This window comes from Epilithonimonas zeae (assembly GCF_900141765.1).
Lineage (GTDB): Bacteria > Bacteroidota > Bacteroidia > Flavobacteriales > Weeksellaceae > Epilithonimonas > Epilithonimonas zeae.
Window position 1 is genome coordinate 1885380 of the sequence record NZ_FSRK01000001.1, and the last position, 22153, is coordinate 1907532.

Consider the following 22153-nt stretch of genomic DNA (forward strand, 5'->3'; position numbering starts at 1 on the left):
TATTTTAAACCGACTAAAGAAGAAAATCTTTCACAGCCGCATTGAAATCGACAGGATTATTTGCCTGAACCCAATGTTCTGCATTTTTGATTTTAATGATTTTAGAATCTGGAAATTGCTGTTTAATCAGGAATTCATCTTGAGGTAAAATATAATTGGAATTTGCGCCGCCAATGAACAAAGTTGGACCTTTGAAAACGCCGAATCTAATGGCATTTGAAACAAACTCTGTATATTTTTCGGCTAATGTTTTTAGATTAAATCTCCAAGCTAGCTTTTTATCATCTGTCCAATACAGATTCTTCATGAGAAACTGAATCACAAATTTTTCGTGAATATATTCGCCTAAAACGGCTTCTACATCTTGTCGAGATTCCACTTTTTCGAAATCCACACTTTGTAAAGCCTTGATAATCCCTTGATGATGTGGCGGATAGGCTTTTGGCGTAATATCTACAACAATCAGTTTTTCCAATCTTTCAGGGAAATTAATCGCAAATTGCATCACTGCTTTTCCTCCCAGAGAATGTCCCAAAACATTAGCTTTCTGAATGTTATGAGCATCCATATAATTAGCAATATCCTGAGCCAAATCATCGTGCGACATAGAATCTGAATGAAAACTTCTACCGTGATTTCTCAAATCTAAGATGTGAGTCGGCATCAATTCTCCAAATTCTTTTCCAAAACTTCCCCAATTATCGAGCATTCCAAACAATCCGTGAAAAACCAAAAGTGGTGTCTCCGTTCTCTCTTCTCCGTATATTTTTGAATGTAAAATTTCCATTAATAATAAAATATAATTACCATTTCGCCAATCTCTTCAAATAAGCCTGAACTGTATTTTCCAAACCTAGATAAAGTGCTTCCGAAATCAAGGCGTGACCAATAGAAACTTCCAAAAGATTAGGAATATTATCTGCGAAATATTTTAAGTTGTCTAATGACAAATCGTGCCCGGCATTGATTCCCAAACCAAATTCACTTGCAACTACAGCCGTTTTAAAATATGATTCTATAGCTAATTCCTTATTATCAAAATAATGTTTGGCGTAAGCTTCTGTATAAAGTTCGATTCTGTCTGTTCCCGTTTCTGCAGCAAACTTCACCATTTCAGGATTTGGATCAAGGAAAATAGACGTTCTGATTCCAGCATTTTTGAATTCCGAAATAACAGATTTCAAAAAATCTAAATTCTTTTCACAATCCCAGCCGGCGTTGGATGTTATCGCATCATCAGCATCAGGAACCAACGTCACTTGTTCTGGTTTTACTTCCAAAACCATATCGATAAACGGACGATGTGGATTTCCCTCGATATTGAATTCCGTAGTTACCAAAGGTTTCAAATCGTACACATCTTTTCTCGTGATATGTCTTTCGTCTGGTCTTGGATGGATTGTAATTCCCTGTGCTCCGAATCTTTCCAAATCCAAAGCGACTTGAGTTACACTTGGAACATCGCCACCTCTGGCATTTCTCAGCGTTGCGATTTTATTGATATTGACACTAAGTTTGGTCATAATTTATAAATAATAATTGATTTTTATATTTTGTTTACCTGCATTATCTCTAGGTCAAATTCTTTGGAAGCCACCAAAAGATGGTCAAAAATATCAGCCTGAATCTGTTCAAAATTCACCCAATTAGAGTCATTGGCAAAACAATAGATCTCCAAGGGCATTCCTTGCGGTGTAATCTCCATTTGTCTCACCATTATTGTTCCTTCCTGGTCGATATTATGATTATTTTTCAGATAGTTCAAAGCGTAGATTCTGAAAGTTCCAATGTTGGTCAACTGCTGACCATTGATGATCTCATCAGCGTTTTTCAGTGTACTTTTCTGAGCATCAATTTCTTTTTTCTTTTCCACCAGATAATCGTGAATCAGATTAATTTTCAACAATTCACTAAAAGCTTCATCATTCAGAAATTTGAAAGATTTGATATTAAATACAATAGATTTTTTTATTCGTCTCGTATTCGTTTCAGACATCACCTGCATATTCTTGATTTCTGTGGTCAGCAAGTCATAGGTCGGAATAGTAGAAAGTGTTTTATCAAAGTTTCTGATTTTCGTCGTTAGCAAATCTATATCCTCGATATTACCTTCGATAGAATATTTTGGAATGGCAACCCAATCTCCTACTTTCAAATTCTTGGAAGTAGCAACGTGAATCCCCGTTACAAAACCTAAAATTGTATCTCTGAAAACCAAAACAATTACAGCAGTTATTGCTCCTAAACTTCCCAAAACAGTAGTTCCACTAATACCGAACAAAACACAAATAGCTATAACTCCAAAAATAAATCCACCGAAAATCCTAACGGTTTGAGAAATAGAATTAATAGCGATGATTTTATAATAATCCTGTTGAATCAGGTAATAATTCTGTAAAACTTTGATAAAACGAAAAGCCATATTAGCAATCACCAAAACAATCAAAATCCCAATGAGCCTTTCCAGAAAAACAAAGCTTTTGGGATGTCTGTAAAAGATAGAAAACAAGGCATAATTCCCAAATCCTAAAGCCAAAATATTAGCCACAGAATTGGTGACTTTTGCTTTATAAATGGATTTCATTACAGGATATTTCTCCTTATCAAAAAAGAATTTGAATATAAGATTGATTCCGTTTTTTAGAAGAAAAGCAACAATAAAAATTAAGAATATCAGAAGTGCAAATTTTAGTGTAATCTGACCCGCTAAGACAAATTCATCAGGAAAAAAATCTTTACAGAAGAAATGAATTTCGTCACTGATTCGTTGAAGAAAATCTTTGTAATCTATGAGTTCGTTTTTCATTGAGAGGAATTATTTCACAAATTTAAGGATAAAAAAAATCTTTTGGCATTACTTTGAATGTTGTATTTTTAAATAAATTTAAAAACTATGGATTCTGTTTTTATCGACATTATCGCTTTGGTTCTACTTTTTGTAGGAATGCTGGGAACTTTTCTTCCTGTTCTGCCCGGATTGTTATTGAGTATCTGCGGATTACTGATATTCAAATTTGGAACAGAAAATAATATGCCAATGATGTATGTCTGGATTTTCGTTTTTCTGACTCTTGTTTCCACAGTTCTGAATTACGTTATCCCCGCAAAAACCAACAAAAAATACGGCGGAACACGTTACGGAAGCATTGGTTCTTTTATTGGAACATTGCTCGGTTTATTTTTCATCCCGATTCCTTTAGGGTTTTTGATAGGAATGTTATTAGGTGTTTTTCTTGGAGAATTATTACACGATGTTAATGACAGAAAAAAAGCCTTTAACTCTATGAAAGGTGCTTTTATTGGATTTGTTTACGGCACCGGATTTAGTTTGATGGTTGGACTGGCAATGTTTTTGGTTGTCGGTTATTATATTTTCTTTTAAAATTTATAAATGATGAAGTTCAAAGTACTTTTATTTGCACCTTTCCTGTTGTTGATGAGCAATTGCAAAACGCAATCTCAAACTTCAACATCAGACAATATTATTAAACTTGGAGTCAACAAAAAGGTTACGATTCCAAATTCAAAGACGAGTTTAGAATTTAAAGAAATTACCGAAGACAGCCGTTGTCCTGCTAATGTAACCTGTGTTTGGGAAGGAATTGCGATTGTTAATTTAAAAGCAACTTCTGGAAATAACACTCAAGACATCCAAGTTGGAACAAGAGATTTCTTACCAAAAGAAGTTACCAAATCATTTAATTATGCAGGTTACAGATTTACGGTGCAGGAAGTAAAACCTTATCCTGGAGAAAAAGAAGAATCTCCTTCTGTAACTATTAAATATGAGAAAGAAGAGTAAATCTGTATGATAAATAAACTATAAAACCCAATTATCCCCAAACAATTGGATTCTTTCCCTTTTCCAAAAGATAATTATTGATTTTTGAAAACGGTTTGCTTCCGAAAAAACCTCTGTAAACAGAAAAAGGTGAAGGATGCGCCGATTGAATAATAAAATGTTTAGTCTCGTCTATCAGCGAGGCTTTTTTTTGTGCAAATGCGCCCCAAAGTACAAACACGACATTTTGTTTTCTATCAGAAATTTGTTTAATGATATAATCCGTAAATGTTTCCCAACCAAGGTCTCTATGCGAATTGGGCTCGTGCGCTTTTACGGTTAGAGTTGCATTAAGAAGGAGAACACCTTGTTTTGCCCAATCCTGTAAATCTTTATTTTTTCTCTCTATTCCCATATCTTCTTTCAGTTCAATAAAGATATTTTTGAGAGAAGGCGGCGCAGTGACATTCTCAGAAACAGAAAAGCAAAGCCCGTTCGCTTGTCCGTCATTATGGTAAGGGTCTTGCCCGATAATCACAACTTCCACATCGTCAAATTCCGTCAGTTCCAAAGCTCGGAAAATCTCATTTTTAGGAGGAAAACATTTAGTTGAATTATATTGAATTTTTACTTTCTCCCATAGTTCATTAAAATAATCACTTTCCTTTATCGGCTTCAAAACTTCTTTCCAAGTCATTTTTCTGATTTTTTACAAAATTAAATTTAAAAAACTATAAACGCAAAGACGCAAAATATTTTTAGCCTACATAATTATAAGTTATTATAAGATTTGCCACTTTTATCAACGAAAATTAAAATTAAGCTTTTGCGACTTTGCGTTTAAATCAACAAAGCAAATTTGCTGACATTTCCTCCAAAATAAAGTTAATTATTCATAAAAGACCTTTGGCTTAATTTTTATTGTAATAAATTCGGGCGAAATTTTAAATTTTATCTAAAAATACAGTCCTCAATAGAATGAAAATCTGGAATAGTTTTATTTTCTCAACAATATTTATGGCTAATTTATCTGCACAGAATACGATTATCGTAGGAACTTACACCAACAGTGAAAAGTGCAGCAGTGGCGGAATTCACATTTTCGATTTTGATGAAAACACTTATAAATATAACCTCAAATATCATACAGAAAATATTATCAATCCAAGTTTTGTAAGCCTTAGTCCAGATAAAAAATTTCTTTTTTCTGTCAACGAAAATGGCGACAAAAGTACAATCACTTCTTTTTCTATTGACGAACAGAATGGAACTCTAATCAAAAAAGATGAACGTAAAACGCAAGGTGAAGACCCGTGTTTCTTGATTTCCGATGACCAAAATTTAATTGTTGCGAATTATTCCGGCGGAAGCATTAATGTTTTCAAACGTTATACGGATGGAAAATTGTCCGATGTTTTTCAGAATATAAAATTCGAAGGTGTTGGCGTGAATCCAAAAAGACAGGAAAAATCGCACATTCATCAGGTTCAGTTTTCTCAGGATGGAAAATATGTTTTGGCAACTGATTTAGGTTTGGATAAAATTTATGTTTTCAAATACAACAAAACTGGCGAAAAAGTTCTGGAAAAAGTTGGAGAATTTGATACAAAGAAAGGTTCTGGACCAAGACATATTGCGTTTGATAAAAGTGGAAAATTAATTTATCTTGTTCAGGAATTGAGTGGTGATTTATCTGTTCTAAGTTTTAATGAAGGTAAGATTGAATTAATTCAGGAAGAAACTTTGTTATCCAGAAAAGTTAGGTTCAATTTCAGAGCGGCGGATATTCATTTATCGGACAATGAAAAATTTTTATACGTTACCAATCGTGATGATGCCGACGATATTACGACTTTCAAAATCTTGGAAGATGGAAAAGTGAAGAAAATTCAGCAAAGTAAAACAACTGGCAGAAACCCACGGAATTTTGCCATCAGCCCCAATAACAAATTGGTTTTGATAGCTAACCAAGACACCAATAGAATCAATATTTTCAGTAGAGATTTGAAAACCGGCGAATTGACTCCAACTAATAAGTCGATTCCCGTTTGTGCTCCTGTGAACGTCATTTTCTATGAAAAAGGTAAATAATTTTACAGCTAAACAATATTTTAAACAAAACACAGTTCTAATAGATTAATGCTTGATGAAATCGATGCTTGATAAAAAATTTATCCTTACCTTATTTCTGATTTTAATAAATGGTTTACTTTTCTCACAAAATGAAAAAGAAAACCAAATCGAAGACGTCGTTATCAAAGGCGTTAAAAAATATAAGAACAAAAAAGAAAATCCGGCTTATGCTATTATGCAGCAAGTCTGGAAAAAGAAAAAATCAAACGGACTTCTGCTCCACAAAGATTATCAATACAAAACTTACGAGAAAATCGATTTTCGTCTTGATAATATCGACAGTGCTTTTACCAAGAAAAAAGCGTTTCGCGGAATGGATTCTATCATTTTCAAATACAATGATTCTTCCGAGATTGCGGGAAAAGCGGTTCTTCCTATCTTCATAACAGAAAGCATTTTCAATGTCTATGGTAAAAATGGTCCAAAGAAAGAACGTAAAGATCTGGTTGCAACGAGACTTTCTGGTTTGAAGAATAATCAAATTGTTTCCAAAACAATACAAAATATGTATCAGGACATCAATATTTATGACAACACGATTAATTATCTGAATATTGGTTTTGTAAGTCCAGTTTCTACCGATGGTTTTGGTATTTTCGATTATAATATTACGGATACGATTGAGGTTAATACTGTTCGTTCTTACGAGATTCGATTCACGCCTAAAAATCCTGATGCATTGGCTCTGAAAGGACGACTTTACATTTCTATGGACAAGTACAATGTAATGAAAGTGGAGATGGAAACGAATAAAAAAATCAATATTAATTTCGTAAAAAACATTGCCACAGATTTGGAATTCGATAATCCAGACGATTCTACTTTTATCCCAATCAGAAACGAAACGACCTTGCAATTGGTTCTTAATGATAAGGAAAAAGCAAAATATGTGCTTGCAAAAAGGGTTGCCAACTATTCCGATTATCAGTTTGATAAAGGATTAACAGATGATTTCCTCAACAAAATTGTTGTTCCCGAAGACGAAATGGTTGCTAAGGACGAAGAGTATTGGCAAGTTAATAGAACTGAACCGCTAACAACTAGTCAACAGAATATATACAAAATGTACGACGAATTAGAACATAATCCGAAGTACAAAAAAGTTGTTAAAATCATTGAAATAGGAAACTCGGGTTACATTCCTATTGGAAAAAGTGGCATTGATTTCGGGAATATTTTCCAGTCTTTTGGTTATAATGATATAGAAGGAACCAGGCTTAGAGGCGGTTTCAGAACTTATCGTGGAAAGAACGATATGTGGCGAATCCAGGCGTACACAGCTTACGGTTTCCGAGACCAAAAATGGAAATTTGGTGGTGAAGCAAAATATATGTTCAATAAAACCGATCGTTTTCAGGTTGGTGCGGGTTTTAGAAAAGACGTTTTACAATTAGGCGTTCAGTTGACTACGGACGAGGGAATTATGACAAGATCTTTCGCTTCCTCTTCTGTCCTTAACAGTGGAGAAACGACTTCTATGAGTTCTGTGAAACAAAGTAATATCTATACGAGTATCGAACCTTGGAAAAACATCCAATTACGTCTGGATGCGACCCAACAAAGCATCGAATCTGCAGATTCTAACTTGTTCAACATCAATTATTACAGAGGCGGCGTTTTACGATCAGATTTGAATGACACGAGATTCACAGCAACAATTATTGCAAGACCTGGAATCAAATTTTCCACTTATGGCGTTGATCGTTACGAAATGACGGCTTTAGCCACTAATCCAACTTTGATTTTAAAATACACAAAAGGAGTTGGTGGTGTTTTTAATTCTGATTTTAATTATAACAAATTACAATTCTATTATTATCAACCCGTTATTTTAGGAAATTGGGGAAGATTATTTGCGAATGTGGAGGCCGGTAAAAACTTTGATGCACTTCCACTCGCTTTGCAAAATGTGATGCCTGCCAACCAATCTTATGGATTAGTTCGCGGTGTTTTCTCTTTGATGAATTATTATGAATTTGTAGCAGATTCTTATGCTGTTTTGTTTTTGGAACATCACTTCAATGGGAAAATTTTATCACAAATTCCTTTGATTAAAAAGCTTAAATTAAGAGAAGTTGCGTTTTTCCGTTCTGGCGTTGGAAGTCTGAAGCAAGAATCCATAATGATGAATGCTGGAAATATGAGCCTAAGCGCTCCTGAAAAACCTTACTACGAATATGGTTTTGGAATTGAGAATATTGGTTGGGGCAATTTCAGAATATTGAGAGTCGATTTTAACTGGAGAGGAAATTACTTAAATCATAAAACAACCGCAAATACCGATGTAAGAAAATTTGGTGTTCAGTTTGGTTTCCAGATGAATTTTTAGGAAATTTGTGACTAAGCAGATTAAGTCTGTAATAAATCTAATTTCTCAATCAAAATTTCATCAATGAAAATCCAAAAAATCGCTCTACTCTTAAGTTTCTTAATTTTCACAAATTTATATTCTCAAAGAGAATTTGTATTTTTTGGTTCATATAATTGGGAGAAAGGTTCAGAAGCGGTTTATGTTTACGAACTTAATACAGAAACAGGAAAGCTGACCAAAGTTGCGTCGTCTTCTGATGTCATCAATCCTGGTTACATCACAATTTCTAACGATGGAAAATATGTTTACGCCTCATCCGACGCAAAAACTCCGAACTACGGAACAGTGAGTGCTTTTGCTTTTGATGCTGACAAAAAATCATTAACATTCCTTAATCAACAAAAAACAGGTGGCGAAAATCCGGTTTATGTGAATGTTGATAAAAGTGGAAAATGGTTGATTAATGCGACTTACAATATTCCAACGATTTCGGTTTTTCCAATTCTTGAAAATGGAAAAATAGATTCGATAGCGCAACATTTTACATTCACAGAAGGAAGTGGTATAAATCCTAAAAGACAGGAAAAAGCACATACACATTCTGTCGTTTTTTCACCAGATTACAAGACTTTGCTCGTTGCAGATTTGGGCGCTGACAAAATTTTACAATATCCTTTCGATGCCAATCAGAAACAACCTTTGATAGATAGCCAAAGTACTTTCATTAATACCAAACCCGGAAGCGGCCCAAGACACATCATTTTTAGCAAAGATGGAAAACTGACTTATTCTATTGAGGAATTGGCTGGGATGATTTCGGTTTATGATTTTTCTGATAACAGGCTGAAAGAAATCCAGAGAATTGCGACGCATCCTGATAAAATCAAAGAAGGTTTTGAGAGCTCGGATGTTCATATTTCGCCAGACGGAAAATTCCTATATGCGACTAATAGAGGAAATGAAAACAATATTGCGATTTTCAAAGTTTTAAATGATGGAAAACTAGAATCTATCGGCTATCAAAAAACAAAAGGAAAACATCCAAGAACTTTTGCGATAGATGAAACTGGGAAATTCATTATTGTGACGAATGTTATTTCGCAAGATGTAACCGTTTTCAAAAGAAATTCAGAAACCGGAATGTTGAAGAAAGTGGGAAAACCAGTGAAAATCAAAAATGTGACTTGCGTGAAGACGAAGATGTATTGATTATTTGATAGCAATTGGCTACTTGCCTTTAGCCTAAATAAGTCGTAAAGGAAAACTTTTGCGACTTCTTTTTACCCGTTAGAAACTATTCTTGCGCCTTTGCGTTAAATATAATTCTATCTTTGCAAAAAAATCGGAATTGGACGTTAGAGCAAAAAAACATCTTGGTCAGCATTTTCTTACAGACCAGAATATCGCACGAAACATTGTAGATTCGCTTTCTTTAGAAGGTTATAAAAAAGTTTTGGAAGTTGGTCCAGGAATGGGTGTTCTTACAAAATTCCTTCTGGAAAAAGACGTTGAAACTTACGTTGCGGAGATTGATAACGAGTCCATCGATTATCTTAAAAAACATTATCCGAAATTAGAAGAACAGCATTTCGTTGGCGATTTTCTGAAAACTGATATTCCGATGGTTTTTGGTGGCGAGGAATTGGCTGTGATTGGGAATTTCCCTTATAATATTTCGTCTCAGATTTTGTTTAAAATCATTGACAATTTCCAATATGTTCCGGAAATGAGCGGAATGTTCCAGAAAGAAGTGGCGGAAAGAACCGCTGCAAAACCAAGAACAAAAGATTACGGAATCTTGTCAGTTTTGGTTCAGGCTTATTACGATGTGGAATATCTTTTTACGGTTCACGAAAATGTGTTCAATCCGCCTCCAAAAGTAAAATCCGGTGTCATCCGAATGACGCGAAATCTGAAAGAAGGATTGGCTGGAAATGAAGTTCTCTTTAAACAAATCGTGAAAGCTGGATTTGGACAAAGACGGAAAAAAATGAGCAATGCTTTGAAAGTTCTTGGTATTCCTGAAAATATTAAATCTCATCCTTTCCTTGACATCCGAGCGGAAGAATTGTCTGTTGCTGATTTTATTGCTTTTACGAATGAGTGGAAAAGTAGTTTGTAGAATTCTATTTTCTCGCAGATTGAGCTGATTCGGCTGATTTCATTTCAAATTTCTATAATAATTCAGCAGGAATTTTGTCATTCCGCAGAAATCTAAACCGCTGAGATTCCTACGGAATGACAAACCTTGTGTTCTTGAGTAAATGTTCTAATAAAAAACAAAACCCATAGCCCCGATTGCAGCGGCATCCTTTTTTGTCTTAACTGGAAACATTGTTTTGATGACAAGAACTTCTAAGACAAAAAAGATATAGCGGAAAGCGGGATTAAGCTCCTAAAAATTAATTCTAAAATTCTTATTTTTGTGGTATGGAAAAAGTGGTATTGGTCAATCCTCAGGATGAAGTTTTGGGACAAATGGAAAAAATGCAGGCGCATGAAAATGGACTTTTGCATCGTGCTTTTTCGGTTTTTCTGTTCAACGAAAAGGGAGAAATGCTTTTGCAGAAGCGCGCTGAAGAGAAATACCATTCGCCCAACCAATGGACCAACGCTTGTTGTTCACACCCAAGATTGAACGAATCTTATCTGGATGCGGCGAAAAGACGGATCAAAGAAGAACTGGGAATTGACTGTGAGTTGACGGAAAAATTCCATTTTATTTATAAAGCGGATGTTGGAGAAGGACTTTGGGAACACGAGTTGGATTATGTTTTTACAGGAAACTTTGATGGAGAATTTGATTTGAATCCTGAGGAAGTTTCGGAAATTCGGTATGTTTCTATTGCTGATTTACAACAGGAAATTTCTGAAAATCCAGATCACTTTACGGAATGGTTCAAAATCATTTGGGATGAATATCGTAATCAGCTGAATTAGAAATTTAATCAAAAAAAATTATTGAATATTTTTTCTCGCAAATCAAGCCGATTTTGCAGATTAAAAAGTTTTGATGAATCGCTAGATCTTTGAGAAAATTATAATATTTCTAAACCCGAAAATATTGCTTAACTTTATTATCAAATCTCTATTTATGAAAGCTTTGGTAATTGGTGCAACCGGCGCTACAGGAAATGACCTTGTGAATCAACTTTGTGAAGATGCTGACTTCGAGCAAATCGATATTTTTGTGAGACGACGTTCTGATTTTCATAATGAAAAAGTCAAAGCACACGTTGTAGATTTTGACCATCCAGAAGAATGGAAATACCTTGTGAAAGGCGATGTTGCTTTTTCTTGTCTTGGAACAACTCTGAAATCTGCAGGAAGTAAAGAAAATCAAAAAGTAATTGATTATGATTATCAATTTAATTTTGCTAAAGCAGCAAAAGAAAATCAGGTCGAAGATTACATTTTGGTTTCCGCATATGGCGCCAATCCTGATTCTAAAATCTTCTATTCCAGAATAAAAGGCGAATTGGAAGAAGCTGTAAAAAATCTGAAATTCGATAAAACTACTATCTTCAAACCCGGAATGCTGGAACGAAAAAACAGCGATAGAAGTGCTGAAATCACAGGTTTGAAAGCAATTAAATTCCTTAATAAATTAGGGCTATTCAAAAGTCAACAGCCTTTACCAACTTCTGTATTAGCCAAAGCGATGATTGTTGCATCAAAGATTAAATCCAATAGTTTTTCGGAAATAAAACTTCATAATATTTTCAGTTTTGCCGAGAAGAAAACACAATAAAAAATCCAATCTGATTTGATTGGATTTTATTTTTAATTATTTCTGTCTTTCAGATATTTCTGCCATTCCCAAGTGGTTTTGAGCGCTTCTTCCAAAGTTGTTTCTGATTTCCAATGGAGTTCTTTTTCAGCTTTGTCAGCATTAGCATATGCAATCGTAATATCGCCTTCTCTTCTTGGGCAAATCTGGTAAGGAACCGCTACATCATTTGCTAATTCAAAAGCTTTTACCACTTCTAAAACCGAAGAACCTTTTCCTGTTCCCAAATTATAAATATCCAAAACTGTTTCCTCGTCCGAATGCATCAGTTTTTGTAAAGCTGCAACGTGAGCTTTCGCCAAATCTACAACATAAATATAGTCACGAATAGCTGTTCCATCTTCTGTAGGATAATCATCACCCCAAACGCTCAATTTCTCTCTGATTCCTGCAGCAGTCTGCGTAACATAAGGAACGAGATTATTTGGAATTCCTGACGGCAATTCTCCTAATAATGCTGTTGGATGCGCGCCAATCGGATTGAAATATCTTAATAGAGTAACTCTTTTGTTATAGGCTCGAGAAAAATCTTTTAGGATATCCTCTCCCATTTGTTTGGTTTTTCCGTAAGAAGATTCGGCTTCTTTGAGAGGTGTATTCTCGTCAATCGGCATTTGATCCGCTTGGCCGTAAACTGTACAGGATGAACTGAAAATAAAGTTAGAAATATTTCTTTCTTTAAATTCCTGAAGGACATTAATCAATGAAAACAAATTGTTCTCATAATATTTTAAAGGTTCAGTCATACTCTCTCCCACTGCTTTTGAAGCTGCAAAATTGATACAACCTTCGATATCGTGTGCTTCGAAAACTTGCTGTAATAGTTCTTTTCTTCTAAGATCAAAAGGATAGAAAATGGGTCTTTTCCCTGTGATTTCCTCGATATTATCAAGGATAAATTTTTCTGAATTTGACAAATCATCTACAATGATGACATCAAAATTATGATTAATAAGTTCTACAACCGTATGTGAACCGATGTAACCTAAGCCGCCTGTTACGAGTATGGACATTTAATTAATTATAAGTTATGAATTAGTTTTTCGCAAAAAATTCCAAAACAGAATCTGTAATATATTTCAACTGCTCCTCATCCAATTCTGTGTGCATTGGCAAAGAAATTACTTGGTCAAGCAATTTATCAGTATTCACAAAATCTGCAGGATTACTATCTTGGAAATAAGCTTTCTGTTTTCTAAGCGCTACCGGATAATAAATCATTGCAGGAATTTCTTTCTCTGTTAAGTATTGTTGTAATTCATTACGTTTTCCATTTGTTATTCTTAATGTATACTGATGAAAAACGTGTGTTGAATTCTCTGCTCTTTTTGGAGTCAAAATATTTTCATTGCCAGCAAAAGCTTCATCATAATAATCTGCCGCTTTTCTTCTAGCTTCGTTGTAAGAATCAAGATTTGGCAATTTTTTTCTCAAGATTGCAGCCTGAATACTGTCTAACCTGGAATTAACCCCAACTTCGTCGTGGTAATAACGCTCGTACATCCCGTGGTTTACGATTCCTCTCAGTCTGTGGGCTAATTCGTCATCATTAGTAAAAATAGCGCCTCCGTCTCCGTAACAGCCTAAGTTTTTAGATGGAAAAAATGACGTAGTTCCGATGGTTCCGATGGTTCCAGATTTTTTTTCAGTTCCGTCAGAAAAAATAAAATCTGCACCAATTGCCTGAGCATTATCTTCAACAACATAAAGATTGTGTTCTTTAGCAATTTTCAGGATTTCTTCCATATTCCCACATTGTCCGAAAAGGTGAACAGGAATTATGGCTTTAGTTTTTGGTGTAATTGCTTTTTTGATTGATTCTGTGTCGATGGTAAAAGTATCATAATCTACATCTACCAAAACGGATTTCAATTTCAATAAATGAATGACTTCTACGGTTGCAGCAAAAGTAAAATCTGCAGTGATAATTTCATCACCTTCTTTCAAATCCAAAGCCATCAAGGCAATTTGAAGTGCATCTGTCCCGTTGGCACAAGGAATCACGTGTTTTACATCCAAATAAGTTTCCAAATCTGATTGGAAGGATTTGACTTCCGGACCATTTATAAAAGCCGCAGAATCCATCACATTTAAAACTGCATTGTCAACTTCACTTTTGATTTTATAATATTGGCTTTGTAAATCGACCATTTGGATTTTCTTCATAATCAAATATTTATTATTAAAAGCATCTGAAAATCATTATCAATATTAGTTTTAATAATTCTTGAATGCGATTTCAAATGCAAAAACATTATTTTGTAAATTTACATTTATTTATCAGTTTAAAAAATCTAATTCCCCTAAACGTGAGAAAAATCTTTACAATTTTGTCAGTCTGCTTTTCGTTAGTTGCAACTGCTCAAACCGAATTGGTCTTTGTTTTCTTCAAAGACAAACCGAATAAAGCTTCTTTTTATTCCAACCCTTTATCAGAATTAACTCAGAAATCTCTTAACAGGAGAATCAATCTTGGAATAAGTTTAACAGATCAAGACGCTCCGATAGAGCCAACATATATTCAGAATATTAAAAATCTTGGATTTACGGTTACTGATTATTCTAAATGGCTGAATGGTGTTGCTGTGAATGCTACTTCTGCTCAAATCCAAACTTTATCTCAACAGTCATATGTAGATCATGTGGAAAGTTTTGTCAAAAATCCGAATGGTAGAAAACGTAGTGAAAAGATTGAAAAATTTAAAGAATTTGATATAGAGAATACGGAGAAAAACATTTTAACAACTTATAATTATGGAGATGGTCTAGCTCAAATTAATCAGGTTAATATTAGAGCTCTTCACGTAGCTGGTTTTACAGGAACCGGGATAACCATTGCAGTAATTGACACTGGTTTTCCAACTGTAGATACTGGAAGTGCATTCCAAAGACTTCGTGATAATGGTCAAATCAAAGGTGGATATAATTTTATCAATAAAACCAATGATATATATAGTAGTTCTCTGAATTCACATGGAACAATTTGCATGGGGACTATTGGTGGATATCTGGATAATCAATTTGTTGGAACTGCTCCAGACGCTAACTTTTATCTGTATGCGACCGAAGATGCGGCAAACGAAATCCCTGAAGAGGAACTTTATTGGATAGAAGCGGCAGAAGAAGCTGACAGAAAAGGTGTTGATGTAATCTCAACCTCGTTAGGTTATACTGAGTTTGATGATAGCAGATATGATTACACTTATGCTGATATGAACGGAACAACTTCTTTCATTGCAAGAGGTGCTCAAATTGCTACAGAAAAAGGCATTTTTGTAACCGCTTCTGCTGGAAATAGCGGACAACAAAATTGGAAATACATAGGAACTCCAGCAGATAATGAAAGGGTATTTTCAATTGGAGCTGTAAATGATCAAGGAAGCGCCGCCGCTTTTTCTTCTTATGGACCCAACTCAATAGGTGTAATAAAACCTGATGCCAGTGCAAGAGGTTTTTCTACTTATACTGTTTATGCTGACGATGTTACGCAAGCAAGTGGAACTTCTCTTTCAAATCCACTTGCTGCCGGCGGTGTTGCTTGTCTCTTACAATCCTTATCAAACAATATATCCAGAGAAGAAATTAAAATAAAATTAAGACAAAATGCTTCTCTGTATCCGAACTATTCTGCACAAAGAGGTTATGGAATTCTGAATTTCTATAAAACTTATCAGACTTTAGGTTTAAAGGATATCACTAAAACTAATATTAAAGTTTATCCAAACCCAGTGAAAGACTTTATTAATATTACTTCTGATAAATCCATAAAGTCTGTCGAAATCTATGATGCTTTGGGAAGATTAATAAAAAAAGATACTTATACTAAGATTAATGTTTCTCAATTATCAAAAGGAAATTATCTTCTAAAAATAAAGACTGATTCTGGAGACATTATTGAGAAATTTATTAAAGAATAAATTCGGTATTTAACTAAATAAAATGGTCAATAGTATTTCTATTGACCGTTTTTTTATGTAAATAAATTGATTAATTCAAGGCTTTTTCATCTGTAAAAACCTGAAATGTTTCTTTTTTATTGATAAGTTGAAGCGGATATAATTGCGGATTATATTCTCCGTTCAAAACTTCATTTAGCGCGTGTTTTTTGGATTCTCCAAATGCTACAACCAGAATGTTTTCTGCTTTATTAATAATTGGTTCTGTCAAAGTGATACGGTACATTTCCTGAGATTTCAGATAATAAGCATCAACCCATTTTTCTTTTTCATTCAAGATTTCTTCGCCTGGAAATAGAGATGCTGTATGACCATCATCTCCCATTCCCAAAAGAATAAAATCGAAAACACCTTCATTTCCTAAAACATTTCTGATTTGCAGTTCATATTCTTTCGCAAATTCCTGAGGTTCTACTCCATCTTTGTACATTGGAAAAATCCGACTTTTATTTACCGGAACTTGATTCAACAATGTTTCAAAAGTCATTTTCGCATTGCTTTTATCATCGTCTAAAGATACCCACCGTTCATCAACCCAAAAGAAATAGATTTTGTTCCATTCTATTTTATCAGCATATTCTTTGGTTGCTAATAATTTAAAAATAGCTTTTGGAGAAGAACCACCACTTAAAGCAACTACAAATTTGCCGTGTTTTTGAATTGATTTTTCAGCAAGTTCAACAAATGTATCAGCCGATTTTTGATATAATTCTTCCAGATTTTTAAATACTGTAATGTTCATTCTCGTCAGTTAAAAATTAAACCCATTTGTGCCCCTGTCTTTTGACTAAAGCATCGCTACCTTCTGGCCCCCAGCTTCCTGCCTGATAATTCGGGAAAGACAGTTCTTTATTATTTTCCCAATATTCCTGAATTGTTTTCACAACATCCCAAGCTTCTTCTACCTGGTCAGATCGCATAAACAAAGTTAGATCACCTAAAAGTGCTTCCAGTAAAAGTGTTTCATAAGCTTCCGGACTATCTTCCTGACAAGCAAAATCATTAAAGACCATTTCCACAGGCTTCAATTCCAAAGAAAGTCCCGGCTTTTTGCTCATAAACTGAAGACGAATATCCATAGAAGGCTGAATGTTGATAATCAATCTGTTTGCTGATAATTCAAACGGACTGTTAGAGAATGTAGATGTTGGGAGTGGACGGAATTGGATGGTAATATAAGAATGTTTCTTTTCCATTTTTTTCCCCGTTCTCACATAAAAAGGGACGTTTTGCCATCTCTCATTATCCAGATAAAATTTCATTGCCACAAAAGTCTCTGTGTTAGAATCTTCAGCAATTCCATTTTCCTGACGGTAACCTTTTACCTCAGTGCCATTAATCATTCCTGGTCCATATTGTCCTCTGACTGCATAATGCGAAACTTTATCTGGTGTGATTCTGCGAATCGATTTCAGAACATCTACTTTTCTGTCTCTTATTTCTCCCGATTCCAAGGAAGCCGGTGGTTCCATCGCCACCATACAAAGAATTTGAAGCAAATGATTCTGAACCATATCTTTCAGCGCACCAGTTTGTTCGTAAAAAGCGCCTCGAGTTTCAACGCCAACTTCTTCAGCTACAGTTATTTGAATTGATTCAATATATTTCTGATTCCACAAAGGCTCGAAAATCGAATTTCCAAATCTGAATGTTAGGATATTTTGAACCGTTTCTTTTCCTAAATAATGATCAATACGATAAATTTGTTCTTCTTGAAAAGTCTGTGACAAAAGTGTATTAAGTTCAATCGCAGAAGCTTTGCTATGTCCGAAAGGTTTCTCAATAATAATTCTATCCTTACTTGCGTCAGAAGCCAGAAAAGTATTTTTGATATGATTGGAAATCGTTTCTATAAAATTAGGCGCAATCGAAAGATAAAATAATCTGTTGGCTCTGGTGCCATAATCAATATCGAAAGTCTGCAATTTTTGACTGAGGTCTTGGTAAGATTGCTGCTCATCCAATTGATGTTGGAAGTAGGTCAAATGCGACTCAAAACCTTTCCAATCTTCTGACGTCACATCTTTTCGGGAAAATTCATTCAGATTTTCTTTGATGTAATCTCTGAATTTTTCGTCCGTATTTTCTGCTCTTCCCAAAGCTACAATATTGAAACGCTCAGGCATTCTGCCATCGATATACAAATTGTAAAACGCAGGAAACAATTTTCTTTTAGCTAAATCTCCGGTTGCACCAAAAATGATAATCGTAGTTGGTTGCAGGATTTTATTTTCACTCATTTTTTTCCTGAATTTATTGATTTGAAGAATTCCAAGTTGTGTGAAAAACGCCTTCTCTATCCACACGTTGGTAAGTATGCGCTCCGAAATAATCACGCTGAGCCTGAATCAAATTCACCGGAAGAGATTCTGTAGTATAAGCATCAAAATAACCTAAAGCTGTTTGAAGTCCTAAACTTGAAATTCCGCTTTCAACAGCGAAACTTGCCGTTTTTCTTAGAGATTGAATTCTCGATTTTACGATTTCAGAAATCTCTTGATTCAATAAAATATTTGATAAATTCGGGTCTGCAGAATATGCAGTATAGAATTTCTCTAACAATACAGAGCGGATGATACAGCCACCTCTCCAGATTTTAACCACATCTTTTAATGGAATTTCAAAGTTGTATTCTTCAGAAGCTTTTACTAATAATGCCAGACCTTGAGCATAACTAATCAATGTCGCTAAATACAAAGCATCCCCAACTTCTTGGATAAATGATTCTACATTTTCCGGAATTGAAATTTCCTTTTCAGAATATAATTTGGAAGCCAAAACCCTCTCATCTTTATACGCAGACAAAATTCTGGAAGTTACCGCAATATCTATCGTCGGAATAGAAACTCCGATTTCCATCGCTTGTTCAGAAGTCCATTTTCCGGTGCCTTTTGCGCCAGCTTTATCTAAGATTTTATCAACCAAATAAGCATTGGTCAAATCATCTTTTTGTTGGAAAATATCTCTTGTGATTTCAATCAAGAAAGAATTCATTTCACCTTCATTCCATTTTTTGAAAACTTCATAAAGTTGTTCGTTGTTAAGATTGGCGCCTTTTCTTAAAAGGTCGTATGCTTCGCTGATGAGTTGCATAATTGCATATTCGATGCCGTTGTGAACCATTTTTACATAATTTCCAGCAGAACCTTTGCCCATATACGCTGTACAAGCTTCTCCGTCTACTTTTGCTGCGATAGCTTCCAGCATTGGTTTCAGAAGTTTGAACGCTTCCAAATCTCCGCCAGGCATAATACTTGGCCCTTTTCTTGCGCCTTTTTCACCGCCTGAAACGCCCATTCCTACAAAATGTAAATCTTTTGCAGCTAGGTCAGAAATCCTTCTGTTTGTATCTTCAAAGTAAGAATTTCCTGCATCGATAACGATATCACCTTTGCTCAAAAGTGGCGTGATATTTCCTAGAACCGCATCAACAGGTTTTCCTGCTGGAACCATTAGAATTATTTTTCTTGGTGTTTCTAAAGCAGTCACAAATTCCTCCAAAGAAACTGTTCCTTTGACTTTCATTTTAGAAGTTGCACCATCCTGCAAATGTTTTACTTTTTCATCATCGAGGTCAAATCCCGCGATAGAAAAACCATTTTCAGCAATATTGTAAAGAAGATTTCTCCCCATCACTCCGAGACCAATCATCCCGTAATTATACTTTTCCATTTTTAAATTTAGATTGATTTAAATTTTACAAAGCATAAATTTACGGAATTGAAATCGACCGAAAACAATAAAAGAATGGAAAATCCCATTCTTTTACATATCCAATATCTATTATTGAATTTATTTTGTGTTAAATCATTTATTTAGAAAGGATAACCAATCGCAATATTCAGGATCAGATTATCTTTTCGCCAGGAACTGTCACCGAATTTGATTCTGTCCAGAACCCAACGATCCCCTTTTTCATAATAAGGAACTCTTAAAGGCATTGCCAAATCCAATCTCAAAATTAATATCGAAAAATCTAACCTTAATCCAACTCCTGCTCCAACGGCTAACTCATTCAGGAAATCTTTTGAAAATTTTCCTCCTGGTCTTGTAATTTGTCCTTGTGCATTGATCTCATCATTGATTAACCAGATATTACCAGCGTCCACAAAAGCAGCAACATTTAGGAATTTAACAATATTAGCACGGTATTCTGCATTCATTTCCAATTTGACATCGCCTGCCTGATCAAAATAGAAACTGGCATTCTGAGTTCTCGGATCATAACTTCCAGGCCCAAGAGTTCTTGCACGGAAAGCTCGGATACTGTTACTTCCACCTACAAAAAACTGTCTGGAATAAGGTACAAATTCTGAATTTCCGTAAGGATATGCTAAACCGGCAATAATTCTGGATGCAAAAGACGTTTTCTCATTGAATTTATGATAGAATCTGAAATCGTGTTCCATCTTCGCATATTGACTGAAAGGAACTCCGAAAACATCTTTCTGATCGCCCTTTTTCGCATTGGCTCCGGTTACAAGTCCAGTGATGTTCCCTGCCAAATCCAGCATTCCTCTATAGTAAAACGTATTGGTTTGAGGTGAAGTTGTATTGGTATAAGTGTAAGTATAAGTTGGTCCAAATATCAATTGTTTCTCTACTACTCTTCCCAAAGTTGGGTTCGGTGGAATGCCTTTTTCCGGATTACCATCAATTTGTTCTCTATACTTATCTGTAATTGTCTGAGGTGCAACCATTGTGATATCAATAACCTTAAGATCGTGTTCTTTCCGTACATTTTCTTTCCAAACATAGCCAAAAGATGCATTGAAATTATGCAAAGTGTACAACTCCGTACGGCTTTGGTATTCGTAACCTAATGCGATATTGGTTCTTGGCACAAACGCACTGGAAGAATTGAAACGGAAAGGCGCAACGATTCTCGGAATTGAAAGTTGAGTTTTCGCGCCAACACGGATGATATTATTCGCATCTTTTGCGCCACCCATCTGAACATCAAAAGCGCCATAAACCGAAGCTTTGAACTGTTCTGCTCCGCGGAAAAAATTCCGGTGTGTCCAGTTGAGATTGACTTCTCCTCCACCGTAATTGGCGGAATTGGTTCTTCCTAGCGTTTCTAATCTCAAAGACTGAATTTGTCTCGGGGTCAAAGAATAATAGGCATCAAATTTATGATTCAGAGAATCGGAAACGATAAAGTCATTTTTTACAAATTTGAAAACACCTAAACTGATCAGTCGGTTTAAAGTCAGATTGTGGTCTGCTCTATTATAAATATCTCCTTTTTTAAAGTACAAAGCACGGTCGAAAATCTTTGGTTTGAATTTATGTTCGGAATCGATGACATAGATATCGCCGTAGGCATATTTGGAAAGAGAATCTTTATCCATCGGGATTTGGTATTTCCCTTCCTTAACATCACGGATATTGTAATTAGGAAAAACGATGACATTATCAATCGAAAATTGTTCTTTTGCTAAATCTGGCGTCTGATCTTTTAATTTGACATTCAGTTCTACTTTATGATTTTTCGCCACGGTGCTATCTGCCTGAATAATCAAATTATCTGGACTGAAATAATAGAAACCTTTCTCCTTCAACCCATTATCAATCCTTTCTCTTTCGGCTTTGATTACACCTAAATCAAATGGATTTCCGACTTTCAAAAGGGACTTGTCTTTCAAATTCTGAATTTCCTTATTAATCAAAGTAGAATCTTCCTGAAATTTTACCTGACTGATCAGATATTGACTTTTGGGATTTAAAGTATAAATAACACGAGCTTTCTTATTTTTCGAAATCGTATCGTACTTCGCCTGAGCATTGAAATAACCTTTGTTCTCAGAATAATTGACAATAATATCTTTATTAAATTCCTTATCAACATCACCCAACAAAACTGGTTTTTCCCCAAATTTGTACTTTAGCCAATAGTTAAATCCTTTATCTTTCTTAGGTTCTTTGGCAATATTATAAGCGTACAATTTTGGCCTTAATCCGAGAAAACTGGAGTTCGGTTTTGGTGTCAGTTCGTCCTCTAATTCTGCTTTCAAAGCTTTTTTCTGTTTTTTGGAAATACTGTCTCCTTCCACTTTCACTTCTGCGCCAGTATAGAGCATTTGGCCTTCTTTCAGAAATTTGGTATTACTGCAGGAAGAAAATATTGCCAAAGTTGAAACAGCAATTACGGATTTGAACTTGATATTATTCTTAATCAT

The 22153-nt window shown here is 34.9% G+C and carries 19 protein-coding genes; 9 read left to right on the forward strand and 10 right to left on the reverse strand.

The window, feature by feature from the left end; translation table 11 throughout:
- Positions 1-13: 13 nt before the first annotated feature.
- Genes BUR19_RS08730 through BUR19_RS08740 form a run of 3 tightly spaced genes read right to left on the reverse strand, consistent with a single transcriptional unit; the run spans position 14 to position 2806 of the window.
- Positions 14-787 carry an alpha/beta fold hydrolase gene (locus BUR19_RS08730; protein ID WP_074234876.1) on the reverse strand — a complete coding sequence of 258 codons (774 nt, stop codon included), beginning with the start codon at positions 785-787 and terminating at the stop codon, positions 14-16.
- A 16-nt stretch (positions 788-803) separates the two neighbouring features.
- Positions 804-1523 carry a pyridoxine 5'-phosphate synthase gene (locus tag BUR19_RS08735; RefSeq protein ID WP_074234878.1) on the reverse strand — a complete coding sequence of 240 codons (720 nt, stop codon included), beginning with the start codon at positions 1521-1523 and terminating at the stop codon, positions 804-806.
- Between the two features lie 23 nt (positions 1524-1546).
- Entirely contained in the window at positions 1547-2806 is a 1260-nt protein-coding gene (locus BUR19_RS08740) for a mechanosensitive ion channel family protein (RefSeq protein WP_074234880.1), read from the reverse strand.
- Between the two features lie 87 nt (positions 2807-2893).
- Between BUR19_RS08740 and BUR19_RS08745 the strand changes: the two genes are divergently transcribed.
- Both BUR19_RS08745 and BUR19_RS08750 read left to right on the forward strand, forming a co-directional pair.
- Positions 2894-3382: a DUF456 domain-containing protein gene (locus BUR19_RS08745; protein WP_074234882.1), complete on the forward strand. Its 489-nt coding sequence runs from the start codon at positions 2894-2896 to the stop codon at positions 3380-3382.
- A 9-nt stretch (positions 3383-3391) separates the two neighbouring features.
- Entirely contained in the window at positions 3392-3802 is a 411-nt protein-coding gene (locus BUR19_RS08750; protein ID WP_074234884.1) for a hypothetical protein, read from the forward strand.
- Positions 3803-3833: 31 nt separating this feature from the next.
- Here BUR19_RS08750 and BUR19_RS08755 read toward each other — a convergent pair whose 3' ends face one another.
- On the reverse strand, positions 3834-4478 hold the full coding sequence (locus BUR19_RS08755) for a uracil-DNA glycosylase (protein ID WP_074234886.1): 645 nt from the start codon (positions 4476-4478) through the stop codon (positions 3834-3836).
- Between the two features lie 281 nt (positions 4479-4759).
- Here BUR19_RS08755 and BUR19_RS08760 point away from each other — a divergent pair, with 281 nt between their 5' ends.
- The 6 genes from BUR19_RS08760 (at position 4760) to BUR19_RS08785 (ending at position 11976) form a co-directional block, all read left to right on the forward strand.
- On the forward strand, positions 4760-5872 hold the full coding sequence (locus BUR19_RS08760; protein WP_074234888.1) for a lactonase family protein: 1113 nt from the start codon (positions 4760-4762) through the stop codon (positions 5870-5872).
- 55 nt (positions 5873-5927) lie between these two features.
- The gene (locus BUR19_RS08765) at positions 5928-8243 is read left to right on the forward strand and encodes a DUF5686 family protein (protein ID WP_083600710.1); all 2316 of its coding nucleotides are present in this window, start codon (positions 5928-5930) and stop codon (positions 8241-8243) included.
- Between the two features lie 63 nt (positions 8244-8306).
- The gene (locus BUR19_RS08770) at positions 8307-9434 is read left to right on the forward strand and encodes a lactonase family protein (protein ID WP_074234890.1); all 1128 of its coding nucleotides are present in this window, start codon (positions 8307-8309) and stop codon (positions 9432-9434) included.
- A 139-nt stretch (positions 9435-9573) separates the two neighbouring features.
- The gene (rsmA, locus tag BUR19_RS08775) at positions 9574-10347 is read left to right on the forward strand and encodes a 16S rRNA (adenine(1518)-N(6)/adenine(1519)-N(6))-dimethyltransferase RsmA (protein WP_074235614.1); all 774 of its coding nucleotides are present in this window, start codon (positions 9574-9576) and stop codon (positions 10345-10347) included.
- Positions 10348-10655: 308 nt separating this feature from the next.
- Entirely contained in the window at positions 10656-11165 is a 510-nt protein-coding gene (gene idi, locus BUR19_RS08780) for an isopentenyl-diphosphate Delta-isomerase (protein ID WP_074234892.1), read from the forward strand.
- Positions 11166-11319: 154 nt separating this feature from the next.
- A complete protein-coding gene (locus BUR19_RS08785) occupies positions 11320-11976 on the forward strand; it encodes an NAD(P)H-binding protein (protein WP_074234894.1) in 657 nt (218 codons plus the stop codon).
- Positions 11977-12008: 32 nt separating this feature from the next.
- Here BUR19_RS08785 and galE read toward each other — a convergent pair whose 3' ends face one another.
- Complete coding sequence (galE, locus tag BUR19_RS08790; RefSeq protein ID WP_074234896.1) at positions 12009-13028, reverse strand: UDP-glucose 4-epimerase GalE; 1020 nt, start codon at positions 13026-13028, stop codon at positions 12009-12011.
- Between the two features lie 22 nt (positions 13029-13050).
- Positions 13051-14181, reverse strand: coding sequence for a DegT/DnrJ/EryC1/StrS family aminotransferase (locus BUR19_RS08795; RefSeq protein WP_074234897.1), 1131 nt, complete (start codon positions 14179-14181; stop codon positions 13051-13053).
- Between the two features lie 143 nt (positions 14182-14324).
- On the opposite strand from BUR19_RS08795, the gene BUR19_RS08800 reads away from it, so the two are divergent.
- Positions 14325-15932 (forward strand): S8/S53 family peptidase, encoded by a 1608-nt coding sequence (locus BUR19_RS08800; RefSeq protein ID WP_074235615.1) that lies wholly within the window; start codon positions 14325-14327, stop codon positions 15930-15932.
- A gap of 70 nt (positions 15933-16002) precedes the next feature.
- On the opposite strand, the gene pgl is transcribed toward BUR19_RS08800, so the two are convergent.
- The 4 genes from pgl to tamL all read right to left on the reverse strand — a co-directional run bounded on the left by pgl (position 16003) and on the right by tamL (position 22153).
- A complete protein-coding gene (gene pgl, locus BUR19_RS08805; RefSeq protein ID WP_074234899.1) occupies positions 16003-16713 on the reverse strand; it encodes a 6-phosphogluconolactonase in 711 nt (236 codons plus the stop codon).
- A gap of 16 nt (positions 16714-16729) precedes the next feature.
- Positions 16730-18211 carry a glucose-6-phosphate dehydrogenase gene (zwf, locus tag BUR19_RS08810; RefSeq protein WP_074234901.1) on the reverse strand — a complete coding sequence of 494 codons (1482 nt, stop codon included), beginning with the start codon at positions 18209-18211 and terminating at the stop codon, positions 16730-16732.
- A gap of 13 nt (positions 18212-18224) precedes the next feature.
- Positions 18225-19643: an NADP-dependent phosphogluconate dehydrogenase gene (gene gndA, locus BUR19_RS08815; protein WP_074234903.1), complete on the reverse strand. Its 1419-nt coding sequence runs from the start codon at positions 19641-19643 to the stop codon at positions 18225-18227.
- Between the two features lie 143 nt (positions 19644-19786).
- Positions 19787-22153, reverse strand: coding sequence for a translocation and assembly module lipoprotein TamL (gene tamL, locus BUR19_RS08820; RefSeq protein ID WP_074235616.1), 2367 nt, complete (start codon positions 22151-22153; stop codon positions 19787-19789).

Excerpts from the sequence above, each read along its gene's own strand:
- tamL (WP_074235616.1), bottom strand. The coding sequence starts at position 22,153 with ATGATTAAGAATAATATCAAGTTCAAATCCGTAATTGCTGTTTCAACT.
- BUR19_RS08730 (WP_074234876.1), bottom strand. The coding sequence starts at position 787 with ATGGAAATTTTACATTCAAAAATATACGGAGAAGAGAGAACGGAGACA.
- BUR19_RS08770 (WP_074234890.1), top strand. The coding sequence starts at position 8,307 with ATGAAAATCCAAAAAATCGCTCTACTCTTAAGTTTCTTAATTTTCACA.
- pgl (WP_074234899.1), bottom strand. The coding sequence starts at position 16,713 with ATGAACATTACAGTATTTAAAAATCTGGAAGAATTATATCAAAAATCG.
- idi (WP_074234892.1), top strand. The coding sequence starts at position 10,656 with ATGGAAAAAGTGGTATTGGTCAATCCTCAGGATGAAGTTTTGGGACAA.
- galE (WP_074234896.1), bottom strand. The coding sequence starts at position 13,028 with ATGTCCATACTCGTAACAGGCGGCTTAGGTTACATCGGTTCACATACG.
- gndA (WP_074234903.1), bottom strand. The coding sequence starts at position 19,643 with ATGGAAAAGTATAATTACGGGATGATTGGTCTCGGAGTGATGGGGAGA.
- BUR19_RS08765 (WP_083600710.1), top strand. The coding sequence starts at position 5,928 with ATGAAATCGATGCTTGATAAAAAATTTATCCTTACCTTATTTCTGATT.
- BUR19_RS08795 (WP_074234897.1), bottom strand. The coding sequence starts at position 14,181 with ATGAAGAAAATCCAAATGGTCGATTTACAAAGCCAATATTATAAAATC.
- zwf (WP_074234901.1), bottom strand. The coding sequence starts at position 18,211 with ATGAGTGAAAATAAAATCCTGCAACCAACTACGATTATCATTTTTGGT.
- BUR19_RS08745 (WP_074234882.1), top strand. The coding sequence starts at position 2,894 with ATGGATTCTGTTTTTATCGACATTATCGCTTTGGTTCTACTTTTTGTA.
- BUR19_RS08750 (WP_074234884.1), top strand. The coding sequence starts at position 3,392 with ATGATGAAGTTCAAAGTACTTTTATTTGCACCTTTCCTGTTGTTGATG.
- BUR19_RS08760 (WP_074234888.1), top strand. The coding sequence starts at position 4,760 with ATGAAAATCTGGAATAGTTTTATTTTCTCAACAATATTTATGGCTAAT.
- BUR19_RS08755 (WP_074234886.1), bottom strand. The coding sequence starts at position 4,478 with ATGACTTGGAAAGAAGTTTTGAAGCCGATAAAGGAAAGTGATTATTTT.
- BUR19_RS08785 (WP_074234894.1), top strand. The coding sequence starts at position 11,320 with ATGAAAGCTTTGGTAATTGGTGCAACCGGCGCTACAGGAAATGACCTT.
- BUR19_RS08740 (WP_074234880.1), bottom strand. The coding sequence starts at position 2,806 with ATGAAAAACGAACTCATAGATTACAAAGATTTTCTTCAACGAATCAGT.
- BUR19_RS08735 (WP_074234878.1), bottom strand. The coding sequence starts at position 1,523 with ATGACCAAACTTAGTGTCAATATCAATAAAATCGCAACGCTGAGAAAT.